Annotated in this window: 16 protein-coding genes; 8 read left to right on the forward strand and 8 right to left on the reverse strand. The window is 63.5% G+C overall.

Annotation, left to right across the window (positions count from 1 at the left end; all coding sequences use genetic code 11):
- Positions 1-1194: porin (locus JQC81_RS24280; RefSeq protein ID WP_203274381.1), on the forward strand; the 1194-nt coding region annotated here is incomplete at its 5' end.
- 143 nt (positions 1195-1337) lie between these two features.
- On the opposite strand, the gene JQC81_RS24285 is transcribed toward JQC81_RS24280, so the two are convergent.
- Positions 1338-2219, reverse strand: a complete 882-nt coding sequence (locus JQC81_RS24285) for an alpha/beta fold hydrolase (RefSeq protein ID WP_203274382.1) — start codon at positions 2217-2219, stop codon at positions 1338-1340.
- A 45-nt stretch (positions 2220-2264) separates the two neighbouring features.
- Positions 2265-4307, reverse strand: coding sequence for a lytic transglycosylase domain-containing protein (locus tag JQC81_RS24290; RefSeq protein ID WP_203274383.1), 2043 nt, complete (start codon positions 4305-4307; stop codon positions 2265-2267).
- A gap of 189 nt (positions 4308-4496) precedes the next feature.
- On the opposite strand from JQC81_RS24290, the gene dapA reads away from it, so the two are divergent.
- Genes dapA through JQC81_RS24305 form a run of 3 tightly spaced genes read left to right on the forward strand, consistent with a single transcriptional unit; the run spans position 4497 to position 6452 of the window.
- Positions 4497-5381, forward strand: a complete 885-nt coding sequence (dapA, locus tag JQC81_RS24295) for a 4-hydroxy-tetrahydrodipicolinate synthase (protein WP_203274384.1) — start codon at positions 4497-4499, stop codon at positions 5379-5381.
- Positions 5382-5392: 11 nt separating this feature from the next.
- Positions 5393-5866, forward strand: a complete 474-nt coding sequence (smpB, locus tag JQC81_RS24300) for an SsrA-binding protein SmpB (protein WP_036348558.1) — start codon at positions 5393-5395, stop codon at positions 5864-5866.
- Between the two features lie 55 nt (positions 5867-5921).
- Positions 5922-6452: a glycine cleavage system transcriptional repressor gene (locus JQC81_RS24305; RefSeq protein WP_203274385.1), complete on the forward strand. Its 531-nt coding sequence runs from the start codon at positions 5922-5924 to the stop codon at positions 6450-6452.
- A 62-nt stretch (positions 6453-6514) separates the two neighbouring features.
- Here the strand turns inward: JQC81_RS24305 and JQC81_RS24310 are convergent, their stop codons facing one another.
- From JQC81_RS24310 to rpoZ, 6 genes are all read right to left on the reverse strand, one after another.
- On the reverse strand, positions 6515-7159 hold the full coding sequence (locus JQC81_RS24310) for a LabA-like NYN domain-containing protein (protein WP_203274386.1): 645 nt from the start codon (positions 7157-7159) through the stop codon (positions 6515-6517).
- A 238-nt stretch (positions 7160-7397) separates the two neighbouring features.
- Complete coding sequence (pyrE, locus tag JQC81_RS24315) at positions 7398-7985, reverse strand: orotate phosphoribosyltransferase (protein WP_203274387.1); 588 nt, start codon at positions 7983-7985, stop codon at positions 7398-7400.
- 108 nt (positions 7986-8093) lie between these two features.
- Positions 8094-8804 carry an HAD family hydrolase gene (locus tag JQC81_RS24320; protein ID WP_203274388.1) on the reverse strand — a complete coding sequence of 237 codons (711 nt, stop codon included), beginning with the start codon at positions 8802-8804 and terminating at the stop codon, positions 8094-8096.
- A 21-nt stretch (positions 8805-8825) separates the two neighbouring features.
- Entirely contained in the window at positions 8826-9527 is a 702-nt protein-coding gene (locus JQC81_RS24325; protein ID WP_203274389.1) for a gamma-glutamyl-gamma-aminobutyrate hydrolase family protein, read from the reverse strand.
- A 5-nt stretch (positions 9528-9532) separates the two neighbouring features.
- A complete protein-coding gene (locus JQC81_RS24330) occupies positions 9533-11704 on the reverse strand; it encodes a RelA/SpoT family protein (protein WP_203274390.1) in 2172 nt (723 codons plus the stop codon).
- Between the two features lie 189 nt (positions 11705-11893).
- Complete coding sequence (rpoZ, locus tag JQC81_RS24335; protein WP_009764362.1) at positions 11894-12301, reverse strand: DNA-directed RNA polymerase subunit omega; 408 nt, start codon at positions 12299-12301, stop codon at positions 11894-11896.
- Positions 12302-12714: 413 nt separating this feature from the next.
- Between rpoZ and fabD the strand changes: the two genes are divergently transcribed.
- From fabD to fabF, 4 genes are all read left to right on the forward strand, one after another.
- Positions 12715-13662, forward strand: a complete 948-nt coding sequence (gene fabD / locus JQC81_RS24340; protein ID WP_203274391.1) for an ACP S-malonyltransferase — start codon at positions 12715-12717, stop codon at positions 13660-13662.
- 14 nt (positions 13663-13676) lie between these two features.
- A complete protein-coding gene (gene fabG, locus JQC81_RS24345; RefSeq protein ID WP_203274392.1) occupies positions 13677-14414 on the forward strand; it encodes a 3-oxoacyl-[acyl-carrier-protein] reductase in 738 nt (245 codons plus the stop codon).
- Between the two features lie 234 nt (positions 14415-14648).
- Entirely contained in the window at positions 14649-14885 is a 237-nt protein-coding gene (locus JQC81_RS24350; protein ID WP_036347903.1) for an acyl carrier protein, read from the forward strand.
- A 66-nt stretch (positions 14886-14951) separates the two neighbouring features.
- Complete coding sequence (gene fabF, locus JQC81_RS24355) at positions 14952-16214, forward strand: beta-ketoacyl-ACP synthase II (RefSeq protein ID WP_203274393.1); 1263 nt, start codon at positions 14952-14954, stop codon at positions 16212-16214.
- Positions 16215-16259: the final 45 nt, after the last annotated feature.

Here is a 16259-nt window from a genome sequence, read left to right on the forward strand (position 1 = left end):
CTTCCCGTGAAGAAGGCTGCTGCTGTTGAATACGTTCGCGTCTGCTCCACCTACGGCGCAGGCTTCTTCTACATCCCGGGCACGGAAACCTGCCTTCGCGTTGCTGGCCGCGTCCGCGCTGAGTACCAGTACCTCGAGCCGCAGTTCCGTGAGGACAACGCGATCGGCTTCCGCGCTCGCGGTCGCGTCGCTCTCGACGCCCGCACCGCCACCGCTTACGGCCTGCTCCGCGCTTTCGTCCGCATGGAGATGGACCGCAACACCGGCGTGTACGCTGGCCAGGCTGGCGGCACCGCGTTCGGCACCTCGCCGAACATCGCTCAGGCCTACATCCAGTTCGGTGGCCTGACCGCTGGTCGCACGACTTCGTTCTTCGCCAACGGCGACCTGCCGAACGGCAACATCACCACGCTCCGCTTCTACGACTATCCGGACGTGAACCTGCTGGCCTACACCTTCCCCTTCGGCAATGGCTTCTCGGCCACGATCTCGCTTGAAGAAGGCGCCTTCGCCGGCAACCGTCTGACCGAAGCTGGCCCGATTGATCCGCTCACCGGTCTTCCGACGCAGCTCGCTGCTGGCCAGCGTTGGCCTGACCTTGTCGGTAACGTGAAGTACGCCGGCACCTGGGGTTCGGTCCAGCTCTCCGGTGCTCTGCACGAAGTTCGTTCCAACGCGTTTGATGTGGCCGACGCCGACTACTTCGACAGCGAGCTCGGCTGGGCAATCGGCACGCAGATCGGTATCAACCTGCCGGCTCTCGGCGCGGGCGATGCCCTCTGGTTCGCTGCTGCCTATGCTGACGGCGCTCTCGGCTACCTCGGCTTCGGCTCGACCGTTACGGGCGTCGGCGCTTCTGGCAACACCCGCGGCTTCCCGGTTGTCGATGCCTACGTTGATCTCGATGGCGACGTCGAGACCGGCACGGGCTGGCAGGTTGCCGGTGGTCTGCGTCACTACTGGGCTCCGACCCTGCGTTCGAACATCCATGGTTCGTATGCCAGCGTCGAGTACGGCGGTGACCGGTTCGCCAACTTTGATGAGTGGCGCGTTGGCGTGAACACCTTCTGGTCGCCGGTTTCCGGCCTGGACATCGGTGTTGAAGCCCTGTACGCCAACATCGACGTTGACGGCCTCAACCTCGACAACGAAGACCGCTGGGAAGCTCGCTTCCGCGTTCAGCGCGACTTCTAATCGGCTCGTCTGATTGGACAGGAAAACCCCGGTGGCAACACCGGGGTTTTTCTTTTGGTCACTGTAGGTGCTAAGGGCGGTGACTTCGATAGGGGATCGTCAGACGTCAGAAGCCATCAAGATGGTCTGTGCGTCCTCACCCTTCAGGCAGAAGCTTCCACCGACAGAATGAACTGTTCGATTGCCTGTGTGAGATCACCGTCGAGAGCCGGGGCATGTCCCTGCCCGGGAACCGTAATTGCCCTGAACCGTGGATGCTTTTCCTGCATGGCCTGCACCGTTCCGGCGGACAGCAGGTCCGAGTGCTCGCCGCGGATGACGAGAAGAGGGAACGGCTTCAAACCTTCAAAGAGTGGCCAGAGGTCAGGCAGGGGAGCCTCCGGATCGGCAACTTCAAGCGTCTTCATCAGGTTCGGATCGTAGTTGAGAACGAGTTGCCCGTCGGCCTCGCGCCATGTCACCCGTGCTAAGGCCCGCCACTGCTCGTCTGTGAAGGCAGGAAATTCCGCTGCCGAGGTCTGCCGCAGGATCTGCACCGCCTCGTCCAGTGTGCGGGGCGTAGGCAATTTTCCGACATAGCCGCGAATCCGGGCGATCCCCCTGGCCTCGAGCACGGGACCGATATCGTTGAGAACCGCAGCGGCGATCAAAGTGGGACGGACCGCACTCAAGGCCATGGTGATCAACCCACCCCGGGACGTGCCGACGAAGACTGCCTTCTCTATCCCTGCTACGGTGAGAACCTGCAGGACATCATTCAGCTCGATCTTGACGTCATAGTTGCGCCAATCTTTGTCCCAATCGGAACGGCCGCGGCCGCGGTAATCCAGGGACAAGACGCGGCGGGGCCTTGATGAACCCCGGCTCAGGGCCAAGGCAAGCTCGTGAAAATCCTCGGATGACCGCGTGAGGCCGGAAAGGCAGACGACCGGCAAGGCGCCGGCCGTTCCGGGGTTATAGTCTCGGGTGTAAAGGCGCAGCCCATCGGCTGCGGACACAAAAAGATCCCGGTAGGTGTCGCTCATCTCATTCCATGATCATTGGTTATCGATGAGCCGCATCTTGCATGACTAGTTCGTGCTTGTCGCGTCCGCCGTCGCAGGGGCCGCCGGTGCGGCCTTCTCGTTCAGGCGCTGCCGATAAACCCTCAGGTTTTCGAGAACGCGCTGCACGTAATTGCGGGTCTCGTAGAAGGGGATGCGCTCCACCCAGTCGACCTCGTCGACGTCCGGCTTGCGGGGGTCGCCGTAGGAGCGGACCCACTTGATCACGTTGCCGCCGCCCGCATTGTAGGACGCGAAGGCCAGGATATGGGAGCCCTTCCAGTCCTCCATCAACTCGCCCAGATGGGCGGAGCCGATCTTTGCGTTGTAGGAGGGATCCTCGATCAGGCGCTTGAGATCGAACCCGACCCCGAAGCGCTGGGCCGTTCTCTTAGCGGTCGCCGGCATGAGCTGCATGAGGCCGCGGGCTCCGGCGCTGGAGATGGCGCGCGGATTGAAGGCGCTCTCCTGCCGGGCGATGGCATAGACCATGGCGGGTTCCACCTCGTCGCCGACGGGCTGGAAGTCCGGGATGGCGGCCAGCGGATAGGCATGCTGATCGAGCGGGAAACCCCTCTGCAGGGCGATCTTGCCGATGGCGAGTACCGCCCGGGGGTTCTGCTGCGATGTAGCAAGGCCTGCAAGCGCATCAAGCTGGCCGGGGTCGTTCAGGGTCTGGGCGAGATCGGAATAGAGGCCCATGGCCAGGTCCTGCTCGCCGGTCTGCTGCAGCAACTGCAAGGCCTGGATCGGAACGAGGGCATCGAAAGCCTTGCGCTCACCCTCGGTGAGAGGGTCGACCTTCCTCAAGGCTATGGTCCGACCGAGCTTCTCCTGGGCGAGCTGACCATAATAGGTGGTGGGGTGGTCGGCGGCGCGCTCATAGAACAGGCGGGCGTTTTGAGCCTCGCCGGCGGCTTCAGCCGCACGGCCCTGCCAATAGGCGACACGGGAAAGAGAGATAGGAGTCGATGCCGTTTTCGCGACGGCTGCGAAGTGTTGAGACGCCTTCGCCGGCTCGTTCAGGAAGCGCAGGGCGATCCAGCCCGCATGGAACTCCGCCTCGATCTGCTGCACCGGTGACTCGGCGGCATGATGGCTTGCCACCTCATAGGCTGTCTTGGCGTCGCCCTTGTCGAGAAGCTCACGGGTGATCAGGCGCTGTTCGGCCCACCATTCGTCGCCATCGACCCGGAGTTCCGGATCCCGCGGCGCCTGCATGATGATGCCGGCGGCCTCGACCAGGTTATTGCTGCGCCGCTGAAGCAGGGCGCGGGAGAAGAGATAGGACGGATCGTTGCGCAGGGCGGCCGGAACCGCTGCGAAAGCCTTTTGGGCTTTCTTCTTGCCCTGGAACACGGCCATGCGTGCCTTGACGAGAAGCTCGTAATCCTTACCGGCGTAACCTGCAGCCCGTTGCGCACCGCCCCAGTTCTCCTTCAGGAGCAGCCGCTCCATGCGGAAGCGGTGATCGGCCTGGGACAGAACACCGGGGAACTGGTCGAGGATGCGGCGCTCCACGTCGGGGCCGAATGTATCCTCGCGCCACACATGCCGGATCTTGTCATGCGCCTCCTGGGCGAGGCCGTCCGCCTTCAGGGCGAAGGCAAGGGCGACCCGTCCGCCCGGCGTGACAGGAGCCTGATTGGCAAAGAAGAAGCGGACCTGAGGCGGGGACCGGCGCTCGGCCAGCAGGGAATCCTCGCTCCTGCGGCGGATCTGGCTGGTCAGGGGCCAGTCGGGATAGTCCTTCCGGAAGGCCATGATGCGGTCGAAGGTGACCGGCGTGCCGCTGCGGATCGCGTACCACTCCGCGAGGGCCCGGGCGGCCGGCTGAGCGAGCTTGGTCCTGAGGATCTCAGCCTCGGTCAGATCATTGTCCCGATAGGCCTTGAAGATCCCGGCCAGGTGTTCCAGGTCTCCCGGCACCGGATTGGCCGGAACGAAGGCTTCCAGGGTGCTGGTCTGGGACGCTTCCGCCTTCGGAGAGGACGTTTCATTGGCCTGGACGGCGAGGGTGGAGAGTTGGACAAGCGCAACCGATGTCGCAAGACCGATGAGAAGACGCATGTTGAGGCTCACCCGCTAACCCCTTTGCTGTCGCCCAAGTCTGATTGTGACGACGTTTCTCTTGAGGAAACACTAAGAGCCGAGCTAGGACAACTCCCCGAAGGAACGTTTGCGCCCATGCGCCGCACCCCCTATGTGTTAAACCCTTGTGGCCTCTAGGACCCGGCGCGCTTTATCCGAGGAAGATTCATGACTCAATTCAAAGGCTCCATCACGGCTCTGGTGACCCCGTTCAAGGATGGCGCCGTGGATGAGGTGGCCTTCCGGGCCTTCATCAACTGGCAGATCCAGGAGGGCACCAGCGGTCTCGTTCCCGTAGGCACGACCGGTGAGACCCCGACACTGAGCCACAAGGAGCATGATCGAGTCGTCGAGATCTGCGTCGAGGAGGCGAAAGGCAGGGTGCCGGTGATCGCCGGCGCCGGGTCCAACAGCACCGCCGAGGCGGTGGCGTTCTCCAAGCATGCGGAAAAAGTCGGCGCCGACGCGGTTCTGATCGTCACGCCCTATTACAACAAGCCGACGCAGGAAGGCCTCTACCAGCATTTCAAGGCCATCAACGATGCCGTCGGCATCCCGATCATCATCTACAACATCCCTGGCCGCTCCGTGATCGACATGTCGGTGGAGACGATGGCGCGGCTCTATGAGCTGAAGAACATCGCCGGCGTGAAGGACGCCACCGCCAACATGGCACGCGTCAGCCTCCAGCGGCAGATGATGGGGCCGGACTTCATCCAGCTCTCCGGCGAGGACGCCACGGCTCTCGGCTTCATGGCCCATGGGGGCCATGGCTGCATTTCGGTGACCTCGAACGTGGCGCCGCGCCTCTGCGCCGAGATGCAGAGCGCCTGCCTGAACGGCGATTACGCCTCGGCCCTGAAGGTGCAGGATCGTCTCATGCCTCTGCATACCAACCTGTTCATCGAGACGAACCCCACGCCCGTGAAATACGCCGCGTCGCTGCTCGGCCTCATGCAAGACGACGTGCGCCTGCCGCTGGTGCCCGCCTCCGACAACGCGAAGCAGGCCGTTCGCTCGGCCATGGTCCATGCGGGCCTGATCAACGCTTAAAAACAGAGCTCATGGCAAAAGACCCGAAGAGTCCGAACCGCGTCGTTGCCGACAACAGGAAGGCGCGGTTCAACTATGAAATCATCGACACTTACGAGGCCGGGATCGCGCTTACCGGCACGGAGGTGAAATCTCTGCGCCAGGGAAAGGCCACCATCGGCGAGGCCCATGCCGGGCCGTCGGGAGAGGAGTTCTACCTCTTCAACGCCTATATCCCCGAGTACCTGCAGGCCAACCGCTTCAACCACGAAACCAAGCGCCCCCGGCGCCTGCTCCTGCACAAGAACCAGATCAACAAGCTGATCGGTGCGACCCAGCGGGAGGGGTTCACGGTGATTCCGCTCAAGATCTATTTCAACGATCGCGGGCGCGCGAAGGTGGAACTCGGCCTCGGCCGAGGCAAGAAGCTGCACGACAAGCGCGAGACGGAGAAGGAGCGCTCCTGGAACCGGGAGAAAGCCCGTCTCATGCGCGACAAGGGCTGACGCGACGGCATTGTGCGCTAGGTTCCCTCTCGCGTGTTCATTCGGGAGGGAAGGCATGGCGTCCGTGGCTCTGGTGTCGGTTCTCGGGCCCGATCGGGTCGGGCTGGTCGCGGCCATTGCCGAGCACCTGTTCAACATCGGCGTGAACCTGCGCGACACCACTTTTGCGTCCCTCGGCTCGGGCGCCGAGTTCGTGGCCCTGTGCGAGCTCCCGCCGGAGGTGACGGCCGGCGACGTGGAGGCCGGCCTCAAGCAGCTTGCGGAACTCGAAGGCGCCGAGATCCGGGCGGTGCCCTATGCTTTCGACCCGAGCCCCGGCCCTGCAGGAAGCGTCACCCATCGCATCGCCATCAGCGGCGGCGATCAGCTCGGACTTGTGGCCCGGCTGGCAGAGGTGTTCAAGCAATACGAGGCCAACATCGTGCGGCTTGAGGCGCGCAAACTGCCGGAGGCGGAGGGCGGGCTTTATGTGACGCGCTTTGCAGTCTCGATCTCCCCAGGGCAGACCGATCTGTGCCTGGCCACCGTCAGCAACACAGCGGGTGCGCTGGGATTGAGCTGCCAGGTGGAAGAGAGTTCGCTCTGACCTGAAAAGACAATGGCCGGGACGCGCCCGGCCACGATGCTAATTCGTTTGTTTGATCGTGCTCAGACGTCGAACTCGTCGTCCTGCGGCTGGCGGATGCCGTAGCGGCTCTCGAGCGCTCCGCTGCGCGGCTGCGGACGCTGGCGCTCTCCATTCTCATTCATGGGACGCTGCGGGCGATCCCCGGGATCGCGGCCAATCCGGGACGCGAGCTGCGACAGGTCGAGGAACTCGTCCGCCTGACGACGCAGCTCATCGGCGACCATCGGCGGCTGCGTGGTGACGGTGGACACCACCGACACGCGCACGCCACGTCGCTGCATGGCCTCCACGAGGGAGCGGAAATCGCCGTCACCGGAGAACAAAACCATGTGATCGATGTAGGGCGAGAGCTCCAGCGCATCGATGGCGAGCTCGATGTCCATGTTGCCCTTGACCTTGCGCCGGCCGGCCGAGTCGACGAACTCCTTCGTCGGCTTCGTGACCACGCGGTAGCCGTTGTAATCGAGCCAGTCGATCAGCGGGCGAATGGAAGAATATTCCTGATCTTCTACAAGGGCCGTGTAGTAAAAGGCGCGGACGAGCGAGCCGCGGCCCTGAAATTCCTTCAGCAGGCGCTTGTAATCGATATCGAAGCCGAGAGTTTTCGTGGTAGCGTAAAGGTTGGCGCCATCAATGAAGAGAGCGATCCGCTGCTGGCCTGACATAAGTATTCTCTATCTGTGTCTGCCGGAGCGGCCTAACAACCTTCATTATTCAAGCAACATCTATTATTTACGCAGGCAATAAAACTGCGCGAAAAATGTATGACGTGCCCCAGAACAGGCTGCTATTAACCCTTCGGACCAGTAATCCTGACAATGGAAAATACTTAATGGCGTGTAAATTCCAAGAGTCAAGTTGTCAGAACCAAGGCAGTCAAGCCGGTGTGTGACAAATAAACAGCTATTTTGATTTTAGGCTTCGGCTGCCCGGTTTGACCGCCGGAAGAGCCGCCAATTCGGGCGGAAGCTGATCTGGCGCATAGGCCGGAATGTCGAGCTGGACCAGTGACACGAGAGGCACGCCAAGATCCGCCTTTCCGCCGGAGCGGTCGATGAGGCAGGCGGCACCGAGCATCGTTCCGGGATGCTCCTGTAAAGACGCCAGGCATTCCCGAGAGGAAAGGCCAGTCGTCACGATGTCTTCTACCATGACGACGCGGGCGCCCTCCGGAATCGTGAACCCGCGGCGCAAAGCGAAGACGCCGTTCTCGCGCTCGACGAAGATCGCCTTGGCGCCCAGATGCCGGGCCGTCTCATAGCCCGGCACAATGCCCCCGACGGCAGGCGAGACCACGTAATCGACTGGCCCGAAAGCGTCCCTGATCTTCTCCGCCAGCGCGCGGCAGACCCGCTCCGTGCGCGCCGGGTCCTGAAACACGAACATCTTCTGCAGGAAGACCGGGCTGTGCAGCCCCGACGACAGAATGAAGTGCCCCTCCAGCAACGCCCCTGCGGAGCGGAATTCTTCAAGAACGTCATTCGGGGTCATAGGGCGTCTCCTGCTGAAGGGCTTTTGGCAGGCTGTTGGGCAGGAGGCAAGATGATACAGAAGGACAGTTCCTCTCCGTGAGCCTGCCCGAGGTCACGCCCCTTTAGGTCAGTTGGCACCATGTCCTGCAACCTCGGCCAGCCACTGGGGCAACTCCGACAGCGACGGCAACTCCGCAAAGCGGGGGTGGTCGGTCGGCAGCGGCGCGTCCTCGTGCGCCCAGACCAGATGGAACGGGATGAGTGCCGCGTAGCTGCCGGCTTCGAGCGCCGGCAGCACGTCCGAACGCACAGAGTTGCCGGCCATCGCGGCGTTCTCCGGGCCGGCGCCGTGGCGCGAGAAGATGCGGGTATAGGTATCCGCCCTTTTCTCGCTGACGATCTCCACGCCCGAGAAGAAGTTGCCGAGGCCGGAAGCCGCGAGCTTCGATTCCTGGTGGAAGAGATCGCCCTTGGTAATGAGCACGAGCCTATATTCTGCCGAGAGCGCTTCGAGGGCCTCATGAACGCCGGGGAGGGGCTCCACGGGGTGGTTCATTAGCTCACGGCCGATCGTGAGGATCTCGCTGAGGGCTCGGCTCGATATCGTCCCGTCGCTCACCTGGATGGCGGTTTCCATCATCGAGAGCGTGAAGCCTTTTGCACCATAGCCGTAAAGGCCCAGATTGCGATGCTCCGTCGCGGCTATCTCCGCTTCGAGCCGCTCGACATCGACGAAGTCAGCGAGCAGTTCGTTGAAGCGCTGGCGCGTCGATTGATAGAACGTCTCGTTGTGCCAGAGCGTGTCGTCAGCATCGAGACCGAGAACGGAAATCGGCATCGGGGATTCCTGTAGTGGCGATCAGTGGCCTTGTTGCGCCGCCTGCACGAAGGCGCTGAACAGCCTGTTGCCAGGATTGTCCTGAGTCGCGAAGGCCTCCGGGTGCCATTGAACGCCGATGGCGAAACGCCGGGACGGGATCTCCACGGCCTCGATCACGCCATCGGGGGCTCTGGCCGCGACAACGACTGGACCGGACGCTTCGACGACCGCCTCCTGATGGCGGCTGTTCACTTCAAGGCGCACGGTGCCCACGATGCGCGACAGCATGGTGCCCGGTACGATCTCGACGGAGTGCATGGCCGTTCGGTCATCGTGAGTGAGAATATGCGGGCCGCTTTTTCGCACCTCATGCACCATGCGCCCGCCATGAAGGCAGGCGAGCATCTGCATGCCGTTGCAGATGCCGAGCACCGGCTTGTCGCGCTCAAGAAACCCCCGCATCAGTGCCTGCTCGACCTCAAGCCTCTCCGATGACGGATAGCGCGACTCGTCGCCGGCAACATACCAATCGCGAGGAAACCTGATGCGTCCGCCGACGCTGACGAAGCCGTCGAACTCCTCCACGACCGGCTCGATCATCTCCGGAATATAAGGGATGCCGAAAGGCAGGCCGCCGGCGCGCTGGACGGCGACGAAATACGCTTTCGTGGTTTCGTAGAGGGTGCCGCCGCTGCTGGTGTTCTCGTCCATGATGACGGCGATGCGAGGTTTGGCTGACATTGGCTTTATCCGGTGACGCGGTCGACGCGGCTCACCACGCGCTTGGCGCGCAACTCCGCGATGATGGCATTGAGATGCTTCAGGTCCCAGACCGTCAGGTCGATGGTCATGTCGGTGAAGTCCTGGGTGCGCCGCTTCATGGAGACGTTGTCGATATTGCCGTCATGGTCGGCGATCACCTGGGTGATCTGGGCGAGCGATCCGGGCTCGTTGATCGATTGCAGCTTGATGCGGGCTGGGAAGCGCTGGGTCGAGCCCGACTCCAGGTCCCAGCGCACGTCGATCCAGCGGTCCGGCTCGTTGTCGTAGGCCGCGAGCGAAGGCGACTGGATTGGATAGATCGTCACGCCCTCGCCGGGAGTCATGATGCCGACGATGCGGTCTCCCGGCACGGCGCCGCCATCCGGCGCAAAGCGGATCGGCATGTCCGTGCTGAGGCCGCGGATCGGAATGCCGCTCGCATGCTCGCCGGCGCCTTTCTTTCCGGTGCCATCGGGCTGTCCGCTGCCCCTGCCGTCGCTGCCGGCGCGCCGCTCCTCGAAATAGTCCGGATAGACGGCCCGCACCACGTCGCCGGAGAACATCTCGCCGCGGCCCACCGCCGCCAGCACGTCTTCGACCGAGACACGGGCCAGCCGGGGCAGGGCGCCTTTCAGCTTCTCGTCGGAGAAGGGGCGTCCGGCACGCTCGAAGGCGCGTTCCAGGATCTGATGGCCGAGGCCGGTATATTGCCGGCGCACGGCCGCGCGGGTCGCGCGGCGGATCGAGGCGCGTGCCTTGCCGGTGACCACCAGGGATTCCCAGGCCGCCGGGGGCGTCTGCCCCTCGGCGCGCACGATTTCCACCTCGTCGCCGTTCTGCAGCTCGGTCAGGAGCGGCGACATGCGGCCGTTGATCTTGCAGCCCACCGCGGTGTTCCCGACATCGGTGTGCACCGCATAAGCGAAGTCGATGGGCGTGGCGCCGCGGGGCAGGGCGATCAGGCGGCCCTTGGGCGTGAAGCAGAAGACTTGGTCATGGAAGAGTTCGAGCTTCGTGTGCTCGAGGAACTCCTCCGGATTGTCGCCTTCCGCCAGGAGGTCGATGGTGCGCCTGAGCCACTGATAGGCGCGGCTTTCCATGGCGAGGCGCGAATTGTCGTTCACGCCCTCCTTGTAGAGGGCATGAGCCGCGATGCCGAATTCCGCCACCTCGTCCATGTCCTCGGTGCGGATCTGAAGTTCGACGCGCTGGCTGCCGGGGCCGATCACGGTGGTGTGGATCGAGCGGTAGTCGTTCTGCTTTGGGGTCGAGATGTAGTCCTTGTACCGGCCCGGCACCATAGGCCAGCTGGTATGAACGATCCCGAGCGCCCGGTAGCACTCGTCGATGGTGCCCACGATGATCCGGAACGCGAAGATGTCGGAGAGCTGCTCGAAGGAGACGGACTTGCGCTCCATCTTGCGCCAGATGGAATAGGGCCGCTTCTGGCGTCCCGATACGACCGCCTCGATGCCTTGGGCGCGCAGCTTGGTCGTCAGCGTGCGCTCGATTTCGTCGACCAGCTTCTCGCTCTTGGCCGAAAGCTCGTGCAGGTGACGCCGGATCGCCTCGTAGGCCTCCGGGTCGAGATTCTGGAAGGACAGTTCCTCCAGCTCCTCGCGCATCTCCTGGATACCCATGCGCCCGGCGAGCGGTGCGTAGATGTCCAGGGTCTCCTCGGCGATGCGCTTGCGCTTCTCCGGCGGCATGAATTGGAGGGTGCGCATGTTGTGCAGGCGGTCGGCGAGCTTGACCAGGAGCACGCGCACGTCGTCGGCGACGGCCAGCAGCAGCTTGCGAAAGTTTTCCCCTTGAGCGGCCCGCTTCGACACGAGGTCGAGCCGCTTGATCTTCGTGAGCCCATCCACGAGGGCACCGATCTGCGGCCCGAAGGTCTTGTTGATCTCCTCAAGCGTCGCCTGGGTGTCCTCCACCGTGTCGTGCAGGACGGCGGCCGCGATGGTCGCGTCGTCGAGCTTGAGGTCGGTGAGGATGGCCGCCACCTCGAGAGGGTGGCCGAAGAACAGGTCGCCGGATGCGCGCTTCTGCGTACCATGAGCCATCATGGCATACACGTAAGCGCGGTTGAGAAGCGCCTCGTCGGCCGAGGGGTTGTAGCGCTTGACCCGCTCGACGAGTTCGTACTGGCGCATCATGCGGCCGACATCTCCTTTGGGCCTGTTCGATCTGGCTTAAAATCAGGAAGCCATTGAAGATATTGTACAACGTCTTCCGACCGCAAGCTGAATAGCTTGCCGCAGGGCGGGCTTGCCCGGCCGTGGTTAAGGCATCCAACAAAAAAGCCCGGCATGGGGCCGGGCTTTCCGAAAAAGGCTTGAGAGCGCTTATTCGCGATCGTCGTCGTCCGCGCTGCTGCTCGGAGGCACGAGGCCTTCCAGGCCGCGAAGCAGGTCTTCCTCGCTCATGCGGTCGAACTGCACGTCGGCGTCGTTGTCGCCACCCGTGGACGGGGCTGCGGCGGTGTTGCTGAGCATCGGAACGGCCTCGGCCTCCGGCTCGTCCACCTCGACATACTTCTGCATGGAGTGGATGAGCTGCTCCTTCAGGTCGTCCGGAGCGATGGTCTCGTCCGCGATCTCACGCAGGGCCACGACCGGGTTCTTGTCGCGGTCGCGGTCGATCGTCAGCGGCGAGCCCGACGAGATGAGGCGGGCCCGGTGGCTGGCCAGCAGCACGAGCTCAAACCGGTTGTCGACCTTGTCGATGCAGTCTTCGACGGTCACGCGAGCCATGCGGGGCTCCTTCTTGAGTCATGAGAATATCGGAAGAGGGAGCGGATACACCGGTTGGTCAGATAAAACAAGAGGATGCGTTCTGCGGCAGGGGTTTATGCCCAAGCCCAGGGCAGGTGCGAGGGCGCACGGCAAAGGTAATCCGGACTGGGTAGAATTTCCCAAGGTAAAGCTTGAGGAGGTTGTTCTTGGAAGCCCTGAGATCCGTTCTGCAAAGTCTGGGTCATGCCATGGGCGCTGTCCTGAGGCATCTGAGCCTGCAACAACCTCCCGTGAACCGGCAGATGCTGCGGGGGTGGCGCCGGCTCATCTGATCACAGGTCAAGTGCGGGGCAGCGCGCGCCTCGCCTTGACTCCTTGCCTTCCGGGTGCGAGTCCCGCGCGGATTCGTTGAACTGAGGGTTCCACTCCTGATGACGCGCGCATTCATTTTTCCCGGACAGGGGAGCCAGACGGTTGGAATGGGCAAGGCCCTGGCCGAGGCCTTCCCGCAAGCCAAGGCTGTCTTCGACGAGGTGGATGAGGCCCTGTCCCAGAAGCTCTCCACCCTCATGTGGGAAGGTCCCGCGGAGGAGCTGACCCTCACGGCAAACACCCAGCCGGCCCTGATGGCGGTGAGCCTTGCGGCAATCCGCGTTCTGGAGGCCGAGGCGGGTCTCGATCTAAAGCAGCATGCCGCCTATGTGGCCGGTCATTCGCTGGGCGAATATTCGGCGCTGGCTGCCGCTGGCAGCCTGTCCATTTCCGATACGGCCCGGCTTCTCAGGATCCGCGGCAACGCCATGCAGAACGCCGTTCCCGTGGGTCAGGGCGCCATGGCGGCGCTTCTGGGCCTTGAATATGACGCCGCCCTCGAGGTCGCCCGCGAGGCGGCTCAAGGCGAGGTCTGCGATGCGGCCAACGATAATGGCGGCGCCCAGGTGGTGGTGTCGGGCCATAAGAGCGCCGTCGAGCGGGCCGTAGCCATCGCCCAGACCAAGGGCGCCAAGCGCGCCGTGATGCTGGCCGTGTCCGCGCCCTTCCATTGCGCCCTCATGCAGCCGGCAGCCGACGCCATGCGCGAGGCTCTGGACCGCGTGACCGTGAACGCTCCGGCTGTTCCGGTCGTGGCCAATGTGGAGGCCGCCCCCATCACCGACCCGTCGGCGATCCGCGATGCCCTGGTCCGCCAGGTCACCGGCACCGTACGCTGGCGCGAGAGCGTCGCCTATATAGCCTCCCAGGGCGTCGATTCCTTCTATGAGGTTGGTTCCGGCAAAGTGCTGACCGGCCTCGTGAAGCGCATCGCGGCGGGCGCTTCGTCTGCCGCCATCGGCGGACCTGATGATATTGCCGCCTTCAAGGCGTCCCTGAACGGATAAGAGGAAACCCCGCCATGTTCGATCTCACCGGCCGCAAGGCTCTCGTCACCGGCGCCACGGGCGGCATTGGCGGCGCCATCGCCCGCGCCCTCCATGCGCAGGGCGCGACCGTCACTCTCTCCGGCACCCGTCGGGCCGCTTTGGACGAACTTGCCTCCTCCCTGGGCGAGCGCGTCCATGTGGTCGAGGCCAACCTGTCCGACAAGGACTCGGTCGAGGCTCTCGTTCCGGCCGCCGAGGCCGCCATGGAAGGGCTCGACATCCTGGTCAACAACGCCGGCGTGACCAAGGACAACCTGTTCATGCGCATGAAGGACGAGGAATGGGACACGGTGATCGCCGTGAACCTGACGGCCTCATTCCGCCTGTCCCGGGCGGCCGTGAAGAACATGATGCGTCGCCGCTACGGCCGCATCGTCAATATCGGCTCCGTGGTGGGCTCCACCGGCAATCCCGGCCAGGGCAATTACGCCGCCTCCAAGGCCGGCCTGATCGGCATGACCAAGGCGTTGGCCGCCGAGGTGGCCAGCCGCAACATCACGGTGAACTGCGTCGCTCCGGGCTTCATCGAGTCGCCCATGACCGACGTTCTCAGCGATAAGCAGCGTGAGGGAATCCTGGGCACGATCCCCATGGGACGCCTGGGCCAGGGCGATGAAATCGCTTCTTCCGTGGTTTATCTTGCATCCACCGAGGCCGCCTACGTGACGGGCCAGACCCTGCACGTGAATGGCGGAATGGCCATGTTCTAAAGGAACTTATGGCCGTTTCAGGAATCTGTTTGCAGGTGCCGTTCGCCTCTCGCCAGACCGGATAAGCTTGTGTTAAGCATGATCCCGATCAGGTCAAAGGGGTTGACCGGCGCTTAAAAATGCGGCTTTGCACGGCGCAGGGTAGCCGTTTCAGCGTTGTCAGCTGAGCAGCTGATCTATTTTGATTTCTTGAATCCGCCCAATCCTGAGGCGGCAGCCACTGAGGAAAAAACGATGAGTGACGTCGCTGATCGCGTGAAGAAGATTGTTGTCGAGCACCTCGGCGTCGAAGCCGACAAGGTGGTCGAGAACGCGAACTTCATCGACGACCTGGGCGCCGACAGCCTGGATACGGTCGAGCTGGTGATGGCGTTCGAGGAAGAGTTCAACGTCGAGATCCCGGACGACGCGGCTGAGACCATCGTGACGGTCGGCGACGCTGTCCGCTTCCTCGAGAAGAACGCAGCCTAAAGGCTTAAGGGGCGTCGGGTGATTCATCCGACGCCCTAATTTTATCAATTGATAAGGCAGGAATTCATGCGCCGGGTAGTTGTTACAGGTCTTGGCATGGTCACTCCGCTGGGCAGCGGGGTCGATGCTACTTGGTCGCGCCTCGTCGAGGGGCAGAGCGGCGCCGGCAAGATCACGGATTTTCAGGTCGACGACCTGGCCTGCCAGATCGCCTGCCAGATCCCGCGCGGCGACGGCACCAACGGCACCTTCAACGCCGACGAGTGGATGGAGCCCAAGGAGCAGCGCAAGGTCGACCCCTTCATCGTCTATGCGATGGCCGCCTCCACCCAGGCTCTCCGCGACTCCGGCTGGCAGCCGAAGACCTATGAGGAGCAGTGCGCCACGGGTGTGCTGATCGGCTCCGGCATCGGCGGCATCGGCGGCATCTATGAGGCGTCCGCCACCCTGATCGAGCGCGGCCCGCGCCGCATCTCGCCCTTCTTCATTCCCGGTCGCCTGATCAATCTCGCCGGCGGATACGTGTCCATCGAGCACGGCCTGAAGGGTCCGAACCACGCGGTGGTGACGGCTTGCTCCACCGGCTCGCATGCCATCGGCGACGCAGCCCGCCTGATCGCGTTCGGCGATGCGGATGTGATGGTGGCCGGCGGCACGGAATCCCCGGTCAACCGCCTTTCCATCGCAGGCTTTGCCGCCTGCCGGGCCCTCTCCACGGGCTATAACGACACACCCGAGAAGGCTTCGCGCCCCTACGACAAGGACCGTGACGGCTTCGTCATGGGCGAGGGCGCCGGCGTGGTAGTGCTGGAAGAGTACGAGCACGCCAAGGCCCGCGGCGCCAAAATCTATGCCGAGGTGATCGGCTACGGCCTGTCGGGCGATGCCTACCACATCACCTCGCCGTCCGAGGACGGCGACGGCGCCTACCGCTGCATGGCCGCCGCCCTCAAGCGCGCCGCCATCGACGTGTCCGAGATCGACTACGTCAACGCCCACGGCACCTCGACGCCCCTCGGCGACGAGCTGGAGCTGAAGGCGGTCGAGCGGATCATGGGCAATGCCGCCGGCAAGCTGTCCATGTCGTCCACCAAGTCGGCCATCGGCCACCTGCTCGGCGCCGCCGGCGCTGTCGAGGCGATCTTCTCGATCCTGGCCATCCGCGACGGCATCGTTCCGCCCACAATCAACCTCGACAATCCGTCCGTGGAGACGGCCATCGACCTCGTGCCCAAGCAGGCCAAGCGCAAAGAGGTCAACGTGGCCCTGTCGAACTCCTTCGGGTTCGGTGGAACTAACGCTTCGCTCATTCTTCGTCGCGTATCATAAGACTGCGGGAGCCTCTTACGGCTTTTCGCCATAATCCCTGCTAGG

The organism is Microvirga arabica (genome assembly GCF_016811235.1).
Lineage (GTDB): Bacteria > Pseudomonadota > Alphaproteobacteria > Rhizobiales > Beijerinckiaceae > Microvirga > Microvirga arabica.

Excerpts from the sequence above, each read along its gene's own strand:
- JQC81_RS24310 (WP_203274386.1), bottom strand. The coding sequence starts at position 7,159 with ATGTCAGGCCAGCAGCGGATCGCTCTCTTCATTGATGGCGCCAACCTT.
- JQC81_RS24285 (WP_203274382.1), bottom strand. The coding sequence starts at position 2,219 with ATGAGCGACACCTACCGGGATCTTTTTGTGTCCGCAGCCGATGGGCTG.
- smpB (WP_036348558.1), top strand. The coding sequence starts at position 5,393 with ATGGCAAAAGACCCGAAGAGTCCGAACCGCGTCGTTGCCGACAACAGG.
- fabG (WP_203274392.1), top strand. The coding sequence starts at position 13,677 with ATGTTCGATCTCACCGGCCGCAAGGCTCTCGTCACCGGCGCCACGGGC.
- pyrE (WP_203274387.1), bottom strand. The coding sequence starts at position 7,985 with ATGACCCCGAATGACGTTCTTGAAGAATTCCGCTCCGCAGGGGCGTTG.
- JQC81_RS24305 (WP_203274385.1), top strand. The coding sequence starts at position 5,922 with ATGGCGTCCGTGGCTCTGGTGTCGGTTCTCGGGCCCGATCGGGTCGGG.
- rpoZ (WP_009764362.1), bottom strand. The coding sequence starts at position 12,301 with ATGGCTCGCGTGACCGTCGAAGACTGCATCGACAAGGTCGACAACCGG.
- JQC81_RS24325 (WP_203274389.1), bottom strand. The coding sequence starts at position 9,527 with ATGTCAGCCAAACCTCGCATCGCCGTCATCATGGACGAGAACACCAGC.
- JQC81_RS24350 (WP_036347903.1), top strand. The coding sequence starts at position 14,649 with ATGAGTGACGTCGCTGATCGCGTGAAGAAGATTGTTGTCGAGCACCTC.
- JQC81_RS24320 (WP_203274388.1), bottom strand. The coding sequence starts at position 8,804 with ATGCCGATTTCCGTTCTCGGTCTCGATGCTGACGACACGCTCTGGCAC.
- dapA (WP_203274384.1), top strand. The coding sequence starts at position 4,497 with ATGACTCAATTCAAAGGCTCCATCACGGCTCTGGTGACCCCGTTCAAG.
- fabF (WP_203274393.1), top strand. The coding sequence starts at position 14,952 with ATGCGCCGGGTAGTTGTTACAGGTCTTGGCATGGTCACTCCGCTGGGC.
- JQC81_RS24290 (WP_203274383.1), bottom strand. The coding sequence starts at position 4,307 with ATGCGTCTTCTCATCGGTCTTGCGACATCGGTTGCGCTTGTCCAACTC.
- fabD (WP_203274391.1), top strand. The coding sequence starts at position 12,715 with ATGACGCGCGCATTCATTTTTCCCGGACAGGGGAGCCAGACGGTTGGA.
- JQC81_RS24330 (WP_203274390.1), bottom strand. The coding sequence starts at position 11,704 with ATGATGCGCCAGTACGAACTCGTCGAGCGGGTCAAGCGCTACAACCCC.